The organism is Paenibacillus spongiae, assembly GCF_024734895.1.
In the GTDB taxonomy this organism is placed as follows: domain Bacteria; phylum Bacillota; class Bacilli; order Paenibacillales; family Paenibacillaceae; genus Paenibacillus_Z; species Paenibacillus_Z spongiae.
The window spans coordinates 4,616,320-4,635,116 of record NZ_CP091430.1; the positions used below are offsets into that span (position 1 = coordinate 4,616,320).

The following is an 18,797-nucleotide window of genomic DNA, read 5'->3' on the forward strand; positions in this document are numbered from 1 at the left end:
GTGGGAATGCCGTTATGAACCATTCGCAATTCTGTGTCTCCGCAGCTTCTTGCTCTTCCCCTTCTCGAAGGCCAGCATGAGAAACGTTAACGGAGGCAGGGAAAGGGTTATGCTTTGGGCACGTCCCTGCCAAGGGACAGCTTGCGTGGGGATCGGATCCGAATCGGACTTGCTGTGTCCTCCAAAAGCGATGTCGTCACTGTTCATAATGATCCGATAATTCCCCTCCTCCGGCATGCCTGCCCTATAATTCTCATAATGTACATTGGAAAAATTACACAGCATGACATGGATATGATTCGGATCCAGCCCTCTTCGCAAGAAAACGATGATGCTCTGCGCGGCATTATGTACATCGATCCATTCGAAGCCGCCGGGATCGCAATCCCGTTCCCACAGCGGGCTGCACTCCTTATAGATGCCGTTCAGCCTCCGGACATAATCGTTCATCCGGCCATGGGATTCGTATTCCAGCAGCTTCCAATCCAGCGATTCCGCATCCTTCCATTCGTCGAACTGGCCCCACTCGCCTCCCATGAACAACAGTTTCTTGCCGGGATGCGTCATCCAGTAGCCATAGAACAGCCGCAAGTGCGCAAATTTTTGCTCGTAAGTACCGGACATTTTGTTCAGCAGCGATCGTTTGCCATGAACGACCTCGTCATGAGACAGAGGCAAAACATAGTTTTCGGAAAAAGCGTACATAAGCGAGAACGTGATGAGATTGTGGTGATGTATGCGATCCTGTGGTTCAAGTGACATATAGCGGAGCATGTCGTTCATCCAGCCCATATTCCATTTGAAATTGAATCCAAGGCCACCCATGTAAGTCGGGGAAGTAACGGCCGGCCAGGCCGAGGAATCTTCTGCAATCATCAGTGCATTGGGGTAATAGTGAAACACCGTCTCGTTCAGACGCTTCAAGAAGCGGATGGCGTCGGTGTTCTCCTTGCCGCCGAACTTGTTATAGGTAAGCAGCTCGGGCGGTTTATCGAAATGAAGATCGATCATGCTGGCTACCGCGTCGACCCGCAGGCCGTCGATATGAAAGACATCCATCCAGAATATTGCGTTGGATATAAGAAAGCTTTGTACTTCCTTCCGCCCGAAATCGAAAGCGAGTGTCCCCCATAGCGGTTTCTCCGCCCTTTTCCAATCCGCGCCTTCATATATTGGCGTACCGTCGAAAAGACGCAGTCCATGATCGTCCTTGCAAAAGTGACCGGGTACCCAGTCGAGAAGGACGCCAATCCCCTTCTGGTGACACCGGTCGACGAATAGCATGAGCTGCTCGGGTGTTCCATAGCGGCTGGTCGCCGAATAATAACCGGTTATCTGGTACCCCCAGGACTTATCGAGCGGATGCTCCGTTACGGGCAGCAGCTCAATATGGGTGTATCCCATCCCGATCACATAGTCGATCAATTCATCGGCCATTTCCTCATAGGACAGGAAATCCTCCTTCCCCTTTACCCGCCATGAACCCAAGTGCACTTCATAGATCAGCATGGGCTCGCGATAGGGGTTCGCATCCTTCTGTCGAAGCTGCCAAGCGCTGTCATTCCATTGATAGGTTGACAGGTCGGTTACGATGGATGCGGTTCGGGGACGACGCTCGGAACGGAAGGCATACGGGTCCGACTTCATGAAACGGGTGCCGTCTGCGGTCTCCAGCTCGTACTTATACAGGACGCCGGGTTCAAGATCCGGGATGAATAATGACCACACCCCTGTTTTCCCTACCCGTTCCATCGCATGATTCTCGCCTATCCATCGGTTGAACGAGCCTGCAACGTACACGGCCTTCGCCTGAGGGGCCCACACGGAAAACCGCACTCCGATCTCGAAGCCCAGCCTTGTCGGATGAGCACCGAGAAACCGGTAGCTGTGGAAGGAATCCCCATTATTAAATAAATACAAGTCACGCGTTGATAAACCTACGGATACGGCGTTCATCATGAATCCAGCACCCCCTAGAAAAGGTCGTTGTCATGAATGTGTCAGAATAGTTAACAAATTAGCGGTATGTTTACTCCATTATACACTGCGATTTGAAAGTCTGCACGCCATTTTCAGAAAATTCATATTTTTATAGCCTGTCTATCGAAAGGGACGGCTTCTATATTTGTATACTTATGCGTCACAATTATGACCAAACGACAGAGATCCGCTCTCTTTTAACCAATTGCATGATCTTGCGATCAGTCATATCGCCGAATGCCCAACCCGCAGAAGACCGTGTCCACCGTCTTACACTCTGTATTGCTTCCGAAATTCACGGGGACGGCAGCCCGTATGCTTCACGAACGAACGGACAAAAAATGGAAACGATCCGAACCCGGCCTCCTCCGCAACCTTGCCGATCGCATCATTGGTATGGATCAACAACCGTTTGGCCTGCTCGATCCGAAAGCGCGTTACATATTCAAGCGGCGTACAGCCATACACTTGCTTCATGCAGCGGGATATATAATTGGGGTGAAAATGCAATTCATCCGCCAGTTCGGCATATGTAACCGGCAGCTTGTAACGGCTGCGCAAATACGAAGCGGCAAGCTCGGCAACCGCAATCTGGGGCGATACGAGATTATCCCCTCGCTCATCCTTGAGAATCATCAGCAGCTCTTGGAACCGGAGCTGCTGCTCCCACTTTGCATTCACGGTCGCAGGCTTATCCAACAAGGCGATCCGTTCCAGCAGCTTGTACACCTCATCCGGATTGCGAAGCCTGACATGCCTGGGAACATAGATGGAAAAAGCGTCGATCTGGCTGTAACCGGTTGACGTAACTGCCGCCATAGAATCATCCTCTTCATGGCCTGCGGAACCTTCACCCACCATCACTTCATGCAGCGGCTTATCTTCTGCGGCTGCGGTATACGACGGCATTCCCGTCCCCGGTTCCGCCACCTCCCCCCATGAACCGCAAGTGGAGAAATGAAGCCAGTAGAAATGCGTTTCCTCACGGCAAGGCCTCGTCGGATAGTGGTAGCGGTCCGGCCGCAGCAGCAAGCATTGCCCGGCCTCCGCTTCCCATCTCTCGTCTCCTTCGTTGAGATATAGCGCGCCCCTCGTGACGACGAGCAAATCGAACACCATGATCCGGTTGCGAGAAGGATGCTCGCCGCCTATGAGATAGGTATCCTCGCCGCTGTCGATATAATGCGGCAGCGGAGGCGATGTGAAATGAAATGCGGACATGATGGATGACTCCCTTCTCTTACGATTGCAATATTCTATTCTTTATAGTTTATCTTGGATGTTCGCTATAATCAAAAGACTACATCGTATATCAAGTAAAATCGCATTTTATTGATCATTAACAGGTTGTGATCGGACAAAAAGAAGATAAGAACCGATATCGAATCGCCGTTCTCCGGATGGTAGAGTAATAATGAATTCATGACGATGCGCATACGGCTCTACGAACTTTCGGCAGTCGCTGCGCCTTAATAAAGGAGTGTCGATCAATGACAATGACAAGCACGGATAAAGAACTCATTCCGACTGCATTCGAAGCCTTGCCGCTAGGATCGGTGAAGCCTACGGGATGGCTCTATAATCAGCTTCGGATACAAGCGGACGGCTTAACGGGCCATCTGGACGAGCAGTGGGAGGACGTTGGGCCCCGCAACGGTTGGATCGGCGGAGACGGCGAAAGCTGGGAGCGCGGACCTTATTATTTGGACGGCCTGCTGCCGCTGGCCTATTTGCTGGATGACGACAAGCTAATAGCCAAAGCACAGCGGTGGGTGGAATGGAGCTTGAACAGCCAGCAGAACAGCGGACTGTTCGGACCGGCGGTCACGGACACAATCAATCATGAGGTTCGGCATACCCATGATTGGTGGCATTATATGATCATGCTGAAAGTATTGACGCAATATGCCGAAGCAACGGGCGATGAGCGCGTCGTCCCATTCATGACGAAGTTTTTCGGCTATGTGAGAAATACGATCGAAAATGTGCCTTTGGCGGAATGGGCGCAGGCGCGCGGCGCAGAAATGCTGCTCAGCATTCATTGGTTGTATAAACGCACCGGCGATGCCGCCCTTCTTGAATTAGCCGATACGATCGGCAAGCAGACGACGGATTGGACCGGCCTGTTCACCAATTTCCCGTTCTGGAACAAGATCGAGCACTGGGATCACCGTTCGCATATCGTCAATGTGGCGATGGGAATTAAAGCCCCCGGCGTAAAGTACATGCTTAGCAATGAGGAGAAGGAACGGGAAGCGGTATACAGCGGGATCAAGAGCTTGATGACGTACCACGGACAAGCGCACGGCATGTTCTCAGGCGACGAATGGCTCTCCGGCACGCATCCAAGCCAGGGCGTCGAGCTTTGCGCAGTGGTGGAATATATGTTCTCGATGGAGAATCTTCTGCGTATCTTCGGAGACGGGTATTTCGGGGACATCCTGGAGAAGGTCGCTTTCAATGCTCTTCCGGCCGCCATCTCGGCAGATTGGATGTCCCATCAATACGATCAGCAGGTCAATCAAGTCGTGTGCAATATCGCACACCGCAACTGGTCGAACAGCGAAGAGGCGAATTTGTTCGGACTGGAGCCTCATTTCGGCTGCTGTACCTCGAACATGCACCAAGGCTGGCCTAAGCTGATCTCCCATCTTTGGATGAAGGACGGTGAAGGCTTGGCGGCTGCCGCCTACGCTCCCTGCGTCGTTAACTCGACCGTAGGCAGCGGCGCTGCCGTTACGCTCACCGTGGATACGGAATACCCGTTCCGCGATACGATCGGCATTACAGTTAAGCTGGACCAGCCTGCCGCATTCCCGATTTCGCTTCGTATTCCTAACTGGTGCGTCTCTCCCGAGATATCCGTTAACGGACAGCCGTTACAAACAGCTGCGGTCAAGCAATTCGTTCGTATCGAGCGTCAATGGCAGGATGGCGACATCATTACGCTTAAGCTGCCGATGGAGGCGCGCACCGTCCTCCGCAACAATGCTGCAGCCAGCGTCGAGCGCGGACCGCTTGTCTATGTGCTGCCGATCGAAGAGAACTGGCAGCTGCTGAGAGAACGCGACATGTTCCACGATTACGAGGTCTTCCCCGCATCGCAATGGAAATATGGATTAATCCAAGGGGCCTCTTATGAGCCTGCCGCCTCGCCGGTTCCCAAGCAGCCGTTCGCTGCGGCCGAGACGCCTGTAAGATTGAAGACGCATGGCCGTCTTGTCCGTAATTGGCGGATGAAGGGAGAAAGCGCTGATTTCCCTCCGCTTAACCCGCAAGCCGACGGTCCCGTTGTCGAATTGACCCTCGTTCCTTATGGAAGCGCGCGCTTGCGGATTGGCGAATTTCCAGTCATTCGCAGCTGACCTATCGATGCAGAACAAACCGCCAGGGACCGGCTCCCCGGCGGTTTGTTTATAATAGCAAGAATGATAGAGAATGAGAGCGTATGAACCGTGTAAGGCCTGTAAAGGCGATCAATTTACAAAGTCGCAACGTATACAAAACTTGACTTCAATCTGTTTTTATCGATAGAATTTAATCTATATCAGATATGAATACCCCAGATTGAAAAAGCGCATGCAGCATGTCAAATTATCCAGGAGGTGATGCCATCATGAATTCGTTCTCATTCCATAATCCGACGGAAATCTATTTTGGAGAAGGAACGGCTGACCAGCTTGCCGAGAAAGTGATTCGATATGGCTCCAACGTTCTGCTTGTCTATGGCGGCGGAAGCATCAAACGCACCGGTCTGCATGACCGTGTCGCGAAGCAGCTTCAGGAAGCCGATATCCGCGTTGTCGAGCTTGGGGGAATCGAACCGAATCCCCGGCTGACCTCCGTTCATAAAGGCATCGAGCTGTGCCGCAGCGAAGGAATCGATTTCATCCTGGCCGTTGGCGGCGGCAGCGTAATCGATGCAGCCAAGGCGATTGCTGTCGGCGTTCCTTATGAAGGCGACGTATGGGATTTCCTGATTCATAAAGCGGAAATTCGCGGCGCACTTCCGATCGGCACCATACTAACGCTGTCTGCTACGGGCTCCGAGATGAACGGCAGCTCCGTCATCTCCAATTGGGAGGAGAAGCAGAAGCGGGGCTTTGGCAGCTCCTATATGTATCCCCGTTTCTCAATCCTCGACCCGACGCTAACCTTCACCGTGCCCCGTGACCAAACGGTCAATGGGATCGTTGACATCATGTCGCATGTTTTCGAGCAATATTTCAGCTTGACCCAAGAAACTCCCCTGCAGGAAAGGCTCTGTGAATCGATACTGCTGACCGTCATCGAGAACGCGGAACGGGCGCTGGATAAGCCTGACGATTATGCGGCCCGGGCAAACCTGATGTGGTGCGGAACGCTTGCGCTTAACGGAGGATTGATCAGCCTCGGGATGGAGAACGATTGGTCCTCGCATGGTATCGAGCACGAGATCAGCGCAATCTATGATATCCCGCACGGTGCAGGGCTTTCGATCGTATTTCCGAATTGGATGAAATATGTGATGGATGAACGGCCGGACCGTTTCGCGCAATATGCCGTACGGGTATGGGGGATAGAGAGCAACGGACGGTCGGATCGCGAGCTCGCATTAGCCGGTATCGAAGCAACGCGTCATTTCTTCACCCGGATTGGCGCCCCATCGACATTGGCTGACTTCGGCATTGGCGACGAACAATTGGATCGAATGGCCTACGAGGCTGTTCGCTTCGGACCGATCGGATCATTCAAGATGTTGAATCAAGAGGATGTTAGAGCCATACTTCAGCTTTGCTTGTAATATGTATGAGAGAAGGAGGCGAAGCCCAAATGACAACTTCCATCGATAAACGAACCACGCTGAATAACGGCGTACAAATGCCATGGCTCGGACTCGGCGTCTTCAATATGATTGCCGAGAACGAGGTAGAGCAAGCGGTTACGTCCGCGATATCAACCGGATACCGGAGCATCGATACTGCCGCTTCGTATAATAACGAGGAAGGTGTCGGCAGGGCTATCCGTGATTGCGGAGTACCGCGGGAGGAACTGTTTATCACAACGAAGGTATGGAATTCCGATCACGGCTACAACGCTGCCCTTACGGCATTCGAAGCCAGCCGCAAGCGGCTTGGGCTGGAGTTCATTGACCTGTACCTGATCCATTGGCCAGTGAAGGGCAAGTATGTCGAGACATGGAAGGCGCTGGAGAAATTGTACCATGACGGCTCCGTTCGGGCGATCGGCGTCAGCAACTTTCAGCCTCATCACTTGGATGATATCTTGGCGATCGCAAATGTCGTTCCGATGGTTAACCAAGTGGAATACCATCCCCTGCTCGGTCAGCAAGCGCTGCGGAAATTTTGCAAATCTCACCGTATTCAACTTGAAGCGTGGAGTCCGCTCATGCATGGGCGGCTCGACGAACCGATACTCCGTGAGATCGCAGCCAGCTACGGCAAGACGCCGGCGCAGGTCGTACTGAGATGGGATCTGCAGAATGAAGTCGTCACGATACCCAAGTCCTCGAATCCGGACCGTCTCAAGGAAAATGCCGATATATTCGATTTCGTACTATCCGATGCGGACATGGCGAGGCTCAACGCAATGGACTGTTCGCACCGTTTCGGAGCCGATCCGGATAATTTCAATTTCTAATCTCATGTATGATAGACAAACCCGCCACCTGTCAAAAGCAGGATGGCGGGTTTGGTCTTTTTTTAGCTTCTAGCCGGCAGCCGGTTACTTCTTGTCATCACTCGGTTTGCGGACAATTGTCCGCGGGAGCGAGTTGCCCGTGTATTTCTTCCGGTAGAGAAGCGGCGTAACGCCGACATGCTCGGAGAAGGAACGCGAGAAATGCGGGGTCTGCTTAAACCCGGTCTCCTCCGCGATGCGCGCGATCGGCCAATTGGTTTTGAGCAGCAGCAGCTTCGCCTGATCCAGCCGGTACGAGAGCAAGTACTGCTGAGGGGTACAATCGAATACTTCCCCCATGCAGCGGGCGATATAGTTCGGATGCAATCCGAGCGCGTCGCCAAGCTTGCCATTCGTAACAGCTGTCCGGTAATGAAGCTTTAAATAAGCAGCCGCTTCTTCCGCTACGGCGATCGGCGCTTTGGCCGCATCGGTCCGCCAGCCTTCGTCGAACAGCTGCAGAAGGTGCAGAAACCATTGCTGACGCTGCCAGAAAGCCGCGTGAGAAGTGCCCATAGCCGCTTCATGCAGCTTGCTGAACAACGAGATGGCCTCTTCCGGATAGGGCAGCGTCATCGTCTTAGGAAGCCGAATGGCATAGGAATAATAGTCACCGCGAAGCGATCCGGCATGGGTCCCTTCGATCTCCTCCCAAGCACCGGCAGTTTGAAAGTGAACCCAGTCGATAACCGTTTCCTCCGTGCACGGCTTGACCGAGTAATGCCCGCGATCCGGGCGAAGAATAAGGATCTGCCCCGCACCTAGCGACCATGTGCGGTCTTCTTCGCCGATGTGCAGCGTACCGCTATGAATAAACAGCAAATCAAACACGCCCATATTGTTCCGGTTAGGATGCTCCCACCCAGGTTTGTACGTCGTGCGATTGGATTCGATAAAATATGGCAGCGGCGGTGATAAAAAGGTTAGTAGCGGAACGGACGACAAACAATGACCCCCTGTAGTTATGTGAAAATAAGCAAATCATTCCTGTTGTCCGTCTATTCTATCAAACTATGAGGCGCGAAGGAATATTGAGTTTCTGCCATTTGCAAATTTTCATACGATTCCATCGCAAGTAAGGATCGAATAACATTCGGAACATTCCGCAGCGTGCTCAGCATGTTCATCCAGCAATAAACAAGCAGCCCCTTCAGTCCGTTTAACCGACTGAGGGGGCTGCCGTATTCATCAACCTACAATCATCTTAAGCAATGCTTTGCCTTCTTCCACGAACCTGTCGAACGCCAGACGGTACGGCTTCAGTGCGGACACATTTGCGCCGGCCTTTTTCAGTTGGACTTCCGCATCGTCAATAATCTTGTTGAAGGATGCATAACAGCTGTCAAACTCAGCTTGGCCCTGTTTATACAGAACGCTCTTCTCATGTCCTGTTTCCGCCCTCGCGAATTGGAAGGCGATTTCGGTCAGTTTGATTTGGCAGCTGTTCTTAAGTGCATTGAGCTTACCTTTTGTTTCCTGTAAAATTTTGTTTATTTTTGCTTGATCAGGTTTGCCCGGCTTTTCCGGCTTTTCCGGTTTTTCCGGCTTCTCCGGCTTCCCAGGCTTTTCCGGTTTTTCCGGCTTGCCCGGCTTCTCCGGTTTATCCTTGCCATTGTTGTTACCATTGTTGTTGCCATTGTTGTTGCCGTTGTTCTTGCCATTGTTGTTATCCGGCTTCACGACAATACCCGGCGGTTTTCCTGAACTAAAAGATTCCCATAGATTCGTTAGGAAGGAATATGGGGAGAATGGGGAGAATGATGTGCTGGTTCCTTGAGCGGAAGTCGTTTTTGCCGGTACTAGCGAGATTGTAGATGCTAGCATGACGGCGGCCATGACAGTTGCTATTTTACGCGTTTTCACAGTTCTTCACTCCTTCGGCTGATTGCGAGACATGTTCTCTTCGTTCAGGGATTGCTTATAGCTCTTTCCCCGGCTCAGCCCATATTTGTGTGCGATACTAATTAACCGATCGTATTCATCTTCCGATAGTACTTCCATTGCTTTTCGCTTCAATTCTCGTTTCTCCTCGATCGTCAGCCCTCCGCTTAATGCGGCACGAAACGACTTCAGCTCTTCATGATCCCAGTGGCGTAGCAGAACGGAGCCGATTTCGATTTTTTCCGATATCGTCACGCTGCCTGCCGCTTTCTCCGCTTCCGCCTTCGAGATATTCGGCCGCTTGCCGGCTTCCGGTGCCGCTGTGGACCCACCTCCTTTCACGGGCGGTTGTTCGGCAGATTTATTTGCCTTTCGATGAGGTGACTCCCGATCGGCTTCCGAATGGGTTGCCTTACCGGAATCCTTAATCGAGTCCTTGCTGCCTTCCTTGCCGGATGTCTCGTTCGTCGGCTTGCCGGACTCCAGGCCTGTTTCGGCAGACGGCTTGTCCTTGTCCTCTTGAGTATTAGTACCGGTAATGTTATCTAATGGCGCCGGGGCCGCGTCGGTCAACGCATTGAAGGTGTGCTCGGACATCGTTTCATCCATCAGCGCTTCGAGGAGCTTGTCCGTCATTCGATCATAGGCGATCCAAGCCGCACTTATAAGCAGCAGCATCACGAAGATCACGGCGACGATCAATCGCCTCCAGATCGCTTTGCCCGCTTGTGTCCGATTATCGCTTTGCTGCTGTTTCATCACGATAACCTCCCGAAAGTGCTATGCAAGTCGAAACGAAGATCTGGATCAACATCCCAGCTTTAACGGATCTAAGCTTTTGCGCTCAATGCGCTGGCGCTTTTCGTTATATCCCTCTATCGTTCAACTGATATAGGTACTTGCTATTCTTCCAGAAGCAAAGGTAGCATCCGAGCCGGAAGCGCAAACCAGGCTCTAGTCTCTTCTTATGAGCCTTCGCCATGGAGCGCCCGCTTTGAAGAGCAAGACGGCCATAATTGATGCAGCAGCCATGCCTATCAACCCACCCGTACAATTTACGATGACATCCTGTAACGTGCTTGTCCGCATGGATACGCGTGACTGATTCCATTCATCCAAGCCGCTAACGATTGCAATATACAGGAAGGATATGAAACATGCACGGCTCGTTCGCCGCAGCCTCGGCAAGAAGGTCAGGAATGCCAGGCCGCCCAATACGGCGTACACGAAGATATGCGCCGATTTGCGGAACAGAAACTCCACGAAGCGGAACGGTTCCTCCTTCGCATCGATAACCGCCTTGCTGTAAGTCAAGGTTACAGCCGGTACAACATGAGTCAGACGGTCCTTCGCAATGAACGATTTCAACCAGGGCTGTATCGATTGCGACGAATACGACTGCGATGAGAACCCGAAAACCAGCGCCGTCCACGCGATGAGCGTAAACAGCGCCAGCCATCTAGAAATTAACCGAATGCCGATCCCTCCCGGCCGCATTGACAGAAGCCCGGCCGATCGAGTGATATTCAAATCCGCTGCGCTGCATCGTCTGCAAATCGAAGCAGTTCCGGCCATCAATCACGATCGGATGCTTCATTATTTGTCGTATGAGGTCCAAGTCCATGTCCAACACATCTTTCCATTCGGTCAGAATGACGCATACATCGCTTCCAGCAACCGCCTGCTCGACACTTTTGAAATATTGCACCTCATGGGGCAGCTCGCGCCGTGCCGATTCTACCGCAATCGGATCGAAAGCCCGAACGGAGGCGCCCTGCTTCAACAATTCAGGGATGATGGACAGAGACGGTGCGTACCGCATATCGTCGGTATTCGGCTTAAACGCAAGCCCAAGTACAGCTACCTGTTTACCCGCCAATCCACCTACCGATTCACGCAGCTTATCCATGATAATGAAGCGCTGACGCTGATTCGTCTTAATCACCGACTTCAACAGCTCGAAATCATACCCGGCTTTATCCGCGATATGAGCAAGCGCGTACGTGTCCTTCGGGAAACAAGAACCGCCATATCCGATACCGGCCTGCAGAAATTTATTGCCGATCCGGCTGTCCAGCCCCATTCCCTCCGCAACGTCGATAACGTTTGCGCCTACGCGCTCGCATACGTTGGCAATGGCGTTAATGAACGATATTTTGGTCGCCAGAAACGTGTTGGCCGCATACTTGATCATCTCGGCGCTCTCCAGATCGGTCGTGAAGATGCGCGTATTGAACGGCGCGTGCAGCTCGGCGATCACCTTCGCAGCCTCCGCGTTATCGGAGCCGATCACCGCACGGTCCATGTTCATGCAATCCGATATCGCCGACCCTTCGCGGAGAAACTCCGGATTGGATACAACATCGAACGTAATCCACGGATATTTCTTGTTCGCCTGTACGACCTCTCGAACGAGTTCGGCGGTGCCGACGGGTACCGTGCTTTTATTAACAATGATTTTGCGGTTGTTCAGATGCTCGCCGATCTTCTTAGCAGCTGACATCACATACCGCATGTCCGCTTCGCCCGTATCCGACATCGGCGTGCCGACGGCAATGTAGATGATATCGGAAGCTTCGATCGCTTCACCGACCTCGGATGTAAAATAAAGCCGCTCCTGCTGCATATTTTTGGCGACGAGCTCCTCTAGCCCCGGTTCATAGATCGGGATTTCGCCCCGGCGGAGCCTCTCGATCTTATTCCGGTCCACATCGCAGCAGATAACGCGGTTTCCAACCTCGGCAAAGCAGGTCCCTGATACGAGTCCGACGTAGCCTGTTCCGATAACCGTAATTTTCCGCATTTATTTCGCCACCTTGTTCAGTAATGGAAAATGCTGCTCGTAAACCTGTTGAATGTAGTTCAGCATATCGCCCTTCAAGTCTTCGCGCTGCAGCGCGAAATCGAGCGTTGCCTTAATAAAGCCGAATTTATCGCCGACATCGTATCGAACGCCCTCGAAATTGTAAGCAAGTACAGTCTTCTGATCATTCAGCTTCTTGATCGCATCCGTCAGCTGGATTTCACCGCCGGCGCCCGGTGCCTGATGCTCCAGAATATCGAAAATTTCCGGCGTCAGCACATAACGGCCCATAATGGCATAATTCGATGGCGCAGCTTTCCGGGATGGCTTCTCAACGAGCGTATCCAGGAAGAAGACGGACGGTTCAATGGAAGACCCGCGAGGCGCGATGATGCCGTATTTGGATACATCCTCATCGCTGACCCGCTGTACGCCTACGACGGAGGACGAGAATCGGCTGAACACGCGGATCAGCTGACTGAGACACGGCGTCTCGGATTGCACGATATCGTCGCCAAGCAGAACGGCGAACGGCTCGTCGCCTACAAAGCTGCGGGCGCACCAGATCGCATGCCCAAGCCCTTTCGGTTCCTTCTGCCGGATATAGTGGATGTTCGCCATTTCGGAAATCGCCCGGATCTGTTCAAGCTCCTTCGTCTTTCCTTTCTGATCCAGCGTCTCCTCCAGCTCGAAGGACTTGTCGAAATGATCTTCGATGGCGCGTTTACCGCGACCGCTTACGATGAGAATGTCCTCGATTCCGGAGGCAATAGCCTCCTCAATAATGTATTGAATGGTTGGTTTGTCCACAATCGGCAGCATTTCTTTGGGCTGCGCTTTCGTCGCCGGAAGAAACCGAGTGCCAAGGCCTGCGGCCGGGATAATCGCTTTACGGACTTTCATAATCGGAAACCTCCTAATAGTTTTGTGAGTATGTACCGCTTCTGCAGAAGCGGTTTCGAGCAAAACTTACTTCGAAAGCATAAGCATGGGATTCTCAAGCTTGCGTTCATATAGCCGCGTGTTTAGCCGATAGCCGGATATGATGCGAGATGCAATCTATCACGCGACCCTGATCCTGAACGCTCATCGCTGTCCCGGACGGCAGGCAAATCCCTTGCTTGAACAATTGATCCGATACGCTGTATTGAGGCATATGAGGGAAATAATCGTATTTGCGGAGCAGGGGCTGAAGATGCATCGGCTTCCAGACCGGCCTCGCCTCGATATTCTCATCGGCCAAAGCCCGCAGCAGGTCTGTCGTTGCGATCCCGGTCATATGCGGATTGATCGTGAGCGCCGTCAGCCACCTTGTCGACCGGCCGAAATTGGCTTCCGGCATGAAAGACACGCCTTCAATGTTCCCCAGCGTCTGTTCGTAACGGTCGAACACGGCACGCCGGGCCGATATGCGATTCTCCAGCTGCTGCAGCTGGCCACGGCCGACGCCTGCAAGCAGATTGCTCATACGGTAGTTATAGCCCACCTCGCTGTGCTCGTAATGCAGCGCCGGCTCGCGCGACTGCGTCGCCCAGTATCTCGCTTTGGAGAGCGCCTCGGCATTATCCGATACGAGCATCCCCCCGCCTGAGGTCGTGATGATTTTATTCCCGTTAAAAGAGTAAATCCCGAATTCGCCAAGCGTCCCGCTTGCTTTGCCCTTGTAGGTCGCGCCCAGCGACTCGGCTGCATCTTCGATGATCGGTATGCCAAACCGTTCGCACAGATCGATAATCGGATCCATGTCCGCGCTTTGCCCGTAGAGATTGACGACCATTACCGCTTTCGGCAGCCGGCCTTCCTTGCGGGCCGCGACAAGCGCCCGTTCAAGCGCTTTGGGCGACATATTCCATGTTTCGAAATCCGAATCGATGAACACCGGCTCAGCGCCTTCATACAGAATCGGGTTGACGCTGGCTACGAAGGTGAGTGTGGATACGAACACCGTGTCCCCTCTGCCAACACCGGCAAGCTTGAGCGCGAGATGAAGACCGGCTGTTCCCGAGCTTAGCGCAACAGCACCACGTGCCCCCGTCATCTCCGAAACCTCTCGTTCAAACCCGTCCACATTCGGCCCAAGCGGGGCGATCCAGTTCGTTATGAAAGCCTCCTGCACATAACGCTGCTCGGCCTCTCCCATATGGGGAGGCGACAGATAAATGCGTCCTTGATTCGCCAAGCATTATCACTCCTCGTATGTAAATGTACGCTGTAATTGCAATGAACCCGTCCTCGCAGAAGGCGCCTTATGCGCCTTCTGCTTCCCTGCTGCCAACGAACTTGCGTACCGTGGCTTGCCCTTCCTGCTGAATACCTTCCCGTTTCATCACTTTGAACACTGTCATAAAGGCGATTTTCAAGTCGAGCCAGAACGATTGATGATCCACATACCACACATCAAGGCGGAATTTCTCCTCCCAGGACACGCTGTTGCGGCCGTTCACCTGCGCCCAGCCCGTTATGCCGGGTCTAAGATCATGCCTTCTCGCTTGCTCATCCGAATACAGTGGCAAATATTCCATAAGAAGCGGCCTAGGACCGATCAGGCTCATATCGCCCCGAACGACATTGAAGAGCTGAGGCAGCTCGTCGAGACTAAGCTTGCGCAGCAATTTACCAAAGGCGGTCAATCGAACCTCATCGGGCAGCAGTTCCCCGTCAGGTCTCCTTGCATCCGTCATCGTCCTGAATTTATACACATGGAAGGGGACGCCGAATTTGCCCGGACGCTGCTGCTTGAACAAGACAGGTCCGCCCAGCTTGATTCGTACGGCAAGCGCAGTAAGCGCAATGACCGGCGATAGCAGCGCGATTGCCGGCAAGCTGACCGTCAGATCGACCGTCCGCTTCAGCAGCAGCTGAAATCGTCTTCCCCATCGCCCGCCAACGCGCCTCTCCGTCTCGCGGTACATCGCCGCAATCCGCTCGACGACCGCCGTCTCGGTAAAGTGATTCTCAATCCGCCGCCGGCCGGCCATGCCAAGCTTCATCCGCAGGCCTTCATTCGTCATCAACCGGATGAGCGCATCGGCAAGCTTCTCGGCATTCTTGTAGGGAACCAGCATGCCCGTCGGCTCGTCCCCATTCCGCCACTTGGCCTCTCCGCTTCGAACGAGCTCGCGGGTTCCAAGCACATCGGTAGCCACGACCGGCTTACCGTAAGCCATCGCCTCCATCAACGAACGCGGAATGCCTTCCTTCTCGCTCGTCAGCGTCACCGCATCGGACATGAGCAGCCAAGGCACGAGCGGAGATTGCTGTCCGATGAGAACAACGTCCCCGGCTAACCCTTCCGATTCAATCCGCTTGCGGATTTCGCCTTCCAGCGGACCTTGTCCGGCGAGAACGGTGACCCAGCCGAGTCTGCCTTCGCGCTTGGCGTGAAGCAGTCCGTCAAGAAGCAGGTTATGATCCTTAACGGTTTCGAAACGCGCTGCCATCAGCAGCATCGGAACATCCTCCCGGATCCCGTAGGCGCGCTTCAAATCCTCGGCCTTCAGCTTATGAATCGCGTTCAGGCCTGCGGAATCCAGCTTGTCCAAATCGACGCCGTTGCCCTCGTAATACATCTTCCGCCAGGGCGCGAGCCGCTGCATGACGGCGATATCCTCATGGTTCTGAGACGCCAGCGCATCGCAGAACCATGCTCCCGCTTTCTCCAGAAGACGGTAAACGTTATACGCGATGCGGGATTGTCCGCTATAGAACGGAAGACCGTGGCTCGTATGAATGACAATCGGCACGCCGGACAACCGGGCAGCAATGCGGCCGATAATGCCAGCCTTCGCCGTATGGGTGTGCACGATATCGTAGCGTTCCGTCTTGAACAGCTTTCGCATTCGCCAGATCGATCTCATATCCTGAAACGGCTTGATGGCCCGGTTCATCGGCACGCTCCGCCATTGGAACGGGTAAGCGGCTTGAATCGTCGAATCGATTCCGTCTCCTGACGATATGAAGGTTACGTCATAACCGGCCGCTTGCAGCAAGGCCAGCTTATCGCCCAGTATTTTGTGGCTGATGCCCGACGTGCACACATGCGCCACTTTTCTCATGCTTCTCCCCATCCTTTGTCTTGCGACGTCATTGATTGCTCTTCTTAACGAACAAGCTGTTCGGCCGTCCTCCGCGAAGCGTAATAGGTCTGATACCAATCGACGAAGCGGCCAATCCCCTCATCCAGTGTGGTTGTCGGCTTGAATCCGACATCCCGCGCAAGGTCATCGATATCCGCGAACGTTGCCTCTACATCCCCCGGCTGCATCGGTAAATAGGTCAGATTCGCCTGCTTGCCAAGCTTCTGTTCGATCGTCTTGATGAACGTCATCAATTCGACCGGCTTGTTGTTCCCGATATTATAAACCCGGTATGGCGCATAGCTGGAGCCCGCATCCGGTTGTTCGCGGTTCCAATCCGGATCCGCTTCCGGAGGCCGACCGTGCAGCCGCACGATACCCTCTACGATATCGTCGATGTACGTAAAATCGCGCTGCATCCGTCCTTCGTTAAACACTTTGATCGGAACACCGCTCTCGATATCCCGTGTAAAGCTGAAGTACGCCATATCCGGCCTTCCCCATGGCCCATATACCGTGAAGAAACGAAGACCCGTCGTCGGCAGTCCATACAGATGGCTGTAAGTGTGCGCCATCAGCTCATTCGCTTTTTTCGTGGCGGCATATAAGCTGACGGGATGATCGACACTGTCATGGACGCTGAATGGCATCTTGACGTTCGCTCCATAGACCGAGCTGGATGATGCGTAGAGCAAATGTTTGATTTCATGACGCCTGCACGCTTCCAGCACGTTGCCGAATCCAACCAGATTGGAGTCGAGATAAGCGAACGGGTTCGTGATGCTGTATCGAACTCCTGCTTGCGCCGCCAGATGGACGACGGTCTTGATTTTGTACTTCTTAAAGATAATGCTCAGATCATTGAATTTAGCGACGTCCGCTTCAATTCCGACGAAATAAGGATGCCGCTTCAGCATGCCGAACCGGTCTTTCTTTAACTGAACGTCGTAATAATCGTTGAAATTATCGATGCCGACAACCTCATGTCCCTCTGCAAGAAGCCGTTCACTCAAGTGATAGCCGACAAAACCGGCTGCTCCGGTAACAAGTATGGTCATAGCGCCTCCGCTCCCTTCGATTCATTCGATACATACTGCCCCGACTTGGCGCTGCGGCCGTTTTCTTGTTCGTTCATTCCGGACGTCACTTTCCCCCCTGCCGTTCCATAACCTCCTGCTGCTCGCGATACCACATAATCTCGGAATGACAACCAGAACGATAGCCGCTTCTGATCCAGCTTCGGCTTCGTATACTGCTGGGCGCGGGCGAAGTTCAGCTGCGCCTGCTCGGCCATCCAGGTGACATTGCCGATTCCATGCTTAAGCTTGGCTGCCAGCTGCTTGATGTTTCCCGGCTTATGCAGCCATTGTTCCGAGACAAGCTCGGGGATCCCCCCGGCCGTCGATCCGATGACGGGGCATCCACGGCTCATCGCCTCGATCGTAGCTCTCGGCAGACCCTCCTGAAAGCTGGGCTGTATATAGAGATCAAGACCGTCGATCCATTCGAGCACCGCATTGCCGCTCGGCAGCACGCCGCAGAAGTTTACACGGTCCTCGACACCGAGCTTCGCAGCCAATGCCTTCCAGCGGTCAGAGGACCCGTCTCCCAAGATATTCAGCTCGAAGGGCTGCGTCTCGCCGGCGATGCGGGCGATCGCGCGAAGCGCCGTATCGATTCCCTTCGTCTTGCCGTTCAGCGACCCGATCAATCCGATCCGGAAAGGCGTCTTGCGCCCGGAATCGAGCTCGGCAATGCGTCTGAGCCGCTTCGTCAGGACCTCCTCGTTCTGCTCCGGAATTTCGACGTTGGAGCAGGATCCTGAGACTCCTGCGCTGGACAGCGGATAACGCTGCTGCAGGAAGCGCTCGGTTACGTAGATGCCATATGGTGCCTGCCTTACGAGCTTCCTTGTCTTCCACAACGAGATCGGAGCGTACACTTTCCCCTGCGCGCTGCCATAATTCCATAATCCGTCCCATGCGCATGCAACCATCTCGATCGCATACGGCTTACCAAGCTTACGGGCAACCCTAATCGCTTCCGCGCCGATCTCGCTTGGCATACGGGCAATTACGGCATCGGCATTGCGGATCGAATCGGTCAAGCATTGATCGACGTAGCCTTTCTTCGTTAGCTTGTTGACAGGATTGCTCAGTGAAGGCAGCACCAGAAAGTCGACATTGGGCCCGCTGGACAGCGTTTTTCCCTTCATATCGGCATCGGTCTGCGCCTTCTGGCCTCTGCATGCTACCGTCACTTGGTCGAACACGGCCAGATAGCGTTCCCATACCGCATAAGGCAGCTTGCCTCCTGAGAAGAATTTTCCGGTTTCATTAAAATAAAACGTATGGTCATGCGCCCACAGGACATGCATT

15 protein-coding genes are annotated in these 18,797 nt (G+C 53.5%); 3 read left to right on the forward strand and 12 right to left on the reverse strand.

The genetic code is table 11. The features are described 5' to 3' along the window. Nucleotides 1-12: 12 nt before the first annotated feature. Together glgB and L1F29_RS20905 are read right to left on the reverse strand one after the other, a co-directional pair. The gene (glgB, locus tag L1F29_RS20900) at nt 13-1,959 is read right to left on the reverse strand and encodes a 1,4-alpha-glucan branching protein GlgB (protein ID WP_309252320.1); all 1,947 of its coding nucleotides are present in this window, start codon (nt 1,957-1,959) and stop codon (nt 13-15) included. Nucleotides 1,960-2,250: 291 nt separating this feature from the next. After that, entirely contained in the window at nt 2,251-3,201 is a 951-nt protein-coding gene (locus L1F29_RS20905; RefSeq protein ID WP_258383981.1) for a helix-turn-helix domain-containing protein, read from the reverse strand. Nucleotides 3,202-3,470: 269 nt separating this feature from the next. On the opposite strand from L1F29_RS20905, the gene L1F29_RS20910 reads away from it, so the two are divergent. The 3 genes from L1F29_RS20910 to L1F29_RS20920 all read left to right on the forward strand — a co-directional run bounded on the left by L1F29_RS20910 (nt 3,471) and on the right by L1F29_RS20920 (nt 7,620). Beyond that, nucleotides 3,471-5,345, forward strand: coding sequence for a beta-L-arabinofuranosidase domain-containing protein (locus L1F29_RS20910; protein WP_258383982.1), 1,875 nt, complete (start codon nt 3,471-3,473; stop codon nt 5,343-5,345). A 251-nt stretch (nt 5,346-5,596) separates the two neighbouring features. Then, nucleotides 5,597-6,763: an iron-containing alcohol dehydrogenase gene (locus tag L1F29_RS20915; protein ID WP_258383983.1), complete on the forward strand. Its 1,167-nt coding sequence runs from the start codon at nt 5,597-5,599 to the stop codon at nt 6,761-6,763. Nucleotides 6,764-6,792: 29 nt separating this feature from the next. Next, the gene (locus L1F29_RS20920; protein WP_258383984.1) at nt 6,793-7,620 is read left to right on the forward strand and encodes an aldo/keto reductase; all 828 of its coding nucleotides are present in this window, start codon (nt 6,793-6,795) and stop codon (nt 7,618-7,620) included. An 84-nt stretch (nt 7,621-7,704) separates the two neighbouring features. Here L1F29_RS20920 and L1F29_RS20925 read toward each other — a convergent pair whose 3' ends face one another. From L1F29_RS20925 to L1F29_RS20975, 10 genes are all read right to left on the reverse strand, one after another. After that, a complete protein-coding gene (locus tag L1F29_RS20925) occupies nt 7,705-8,604 on the reverse strand; it encodes a helix-turn-helix transcriptional regulator (protein WP_258383985.1) in 900 nt (299 codons plus the stop codon). Nucleotides 8,605-8,847: 243 nt separating this feature from the next. Beyond that, nucleotides 8,848-9,522 carry a hypothetical protein gene (locus L1F29_RS20930; protein ID WP_258383986.1) on the reverse strand — a complete coding sequence of 225 codons (675 nt, stop codon included), beginning with the start codon at nt 9,520-9,522 and terminating at the stop codon, nt 8,848-8,850. Between the two features lie 6 nt (nt 9,523-9,528). Beyond that, on the reverse strand, nt 9,529-10,299 hold the full coding sequence (locus tag L1F29_RS20935) for a hypothetical protein (protein ID WP_258383987.1): 771 nt from the start codon (nt 10,297-10,299) through the stop codon (nt 9,529-9,531). Between the two features lie 195 nt (nt 10,300-10,494). Beyond that, on the reverse strand, nt 10,495-11,037 hold the full coding sequence (locus L1F29_RS20940; protein WP_258383988.1) for a VanZ family protein: 543 nt from the start codon (nt 11,035-11,037) through the stop codon (nt 10,495-10,497). Further along, nucleotides 11,000-12,343, reverse strand: a complete 1,344-nt coding sequence (gene tuaD, locus L1F29_RS20945; protein ID WP_258383989.1) for a UDP-glucose 6-dehydrogenase TuaD — start codon at nt 12,341-12,343, stop codon at nt 11,000-11,002. The genes L1F29_RS20940 and tuaD overlap by 38 nt, the downstream gene beginning before the upstream one ends. Then, complete coding sequence (galU, locus tag L1F29_RS20950; protein WP_309252321.1) at nt 12,344-13,246, reverse strand: UTP--glucose-1-phosphate uridylyltransferase GalU; 903 nt, start codon at nt 13,244-13,246, stop codon at nt 12,344-12,346. Between the two features lie 106 nt (nt 13,247-13,352). Further along, nucleotides 13,353-14,522, reverse strand: coding sequence for an aminotransferase class I/II-fold pyridoxal phosphate-dependent enzyme (locus L1F29_RS20955; protein WP_309252322.1), 1,170 nt, complete (start codon nt 14,520-14,522; stop codon nt 13,353-13,355). Nucleotides 14,523-14,589: 67 nt separating this feature from the next. After that, nucleotides 14,590-16,398, reverse strand: a complete 1,809-nt coding sequence (locus L1F29_RS34215; RefSeq protein ID WP_309252323.1) for a sugar transferase — start codon at nt 16,396-16,398, stop codon at nt 14,590-14,592. Nucleotides 16,399-16,442: 44 nt separating this feature from the next. Beyond that, complete coding sequence (locus L1F29_RS20970) at nt 16,443-17,477, reverse strand: NAD-dependent epimerase (RefSeq protein WP_258383990.1); 1,035 nt, start codon at nt 17,475-17,477, stop codon at nt 16,443-16,445. Continuing rightward, on the reverse strand, nt 17,474-18,796 hold the full coding sequence (locus L1F29_RS20975; protein WP_258383991.1) for a glycosyltransferase: 1,323 nt from the start codon (nt 18,794-18,796) through the stop codon (nt 17,474-17,476). Before L1F29_RS20975 ends, L1F29_RS20970 begins: the two co-directional genes overlap by 4 nt. Nucleotide 18,797: the final 1 nt, after the last annotated feature.

Bases quoted from the DNA above. Each gene is read 5' to 3' on its own strand.
- L1F29_RS34215 (WP_309252323.1), bottom strand. From the start codon at position 16,398: ATGAGAAAAGTGGCGCATGTGTGCACGTCGGGCATCAGCCACAAAATA.
- L1F29_RS20905 (WP_258383981.1), bottom strand. From the start codon at position 3,201: ATGTCCGCATTTCATTTCACATCGCCTCCGCTGCCGCATTATATCGAC.
- L1F29_RS20920 (WP_258383984.1), top strand. From the start codon at position 6,793: ATGACAACTTCCATCGATAAACGAACCACGCTGAATAACGGCGTACAA.
- L1F29_RS20940 (WP_258383988.1), bottom strand. From the start codon at position 11,037: ATGCGGCCGGGAGGGATCGGCATTCGGTTAATTTCTAGATGGCTGGCG.
- L1F29_RS20970 (WP_258383990.1), bottom strand. From the start codon at position 17,477: ATGACCATACTTGTTACCGGAGCAGCCGGTTTTGTCGGCTATCACTTG.
- L1F29_RS20910 (WP_258383982.1), top strand. From the start codon at position 3,471: ATGACAATGACAAGCACGGATAAAGAACTCATTCCGACTGCATTCGAA.
- galU (WP_309252321.1), bottom strand. From the start codon at position 13,246: ATGAAAGTCCGTAAAGCGATTATCCCGGCCGCAGGCCTTGGCACTCGG.
- tuaD (WP_258383989.1), bottom strand. From the start codon at position 12,343: ATGCGGAAAATTACGGTTATCGGAACAGGCTACGTCGGACTCGTATCA.
- L1F29_RS20975 (WP_258383991.1), bottom strand. From the start codon at position 18,796: ATGCATGTCCTGTGGGCGCATGACCATACGTTTTATTTTAATGAAACC.
- L1F29_RS20915 (WP_258383983.1), top strand. From the start codon at position 5,597: ATGAATTCGTTCTCATTCCATAATCCGACGGAAATCTATTTTGGAGAA.
- glgB (WP_309252320.1), bottom strand. From the start codon at position 1,959: ATGATGAACGCCGTATCCGTAGGTTTATCAACGCGTGACTTGTATTTA.
- L1F29_RS20935 (WP_258383987.1), bottom strand. From the start codon at position 10,299: ATGAAACAGCAGCAAAGCGATAATCGGACACAAGCGGGCAAAGCGATC.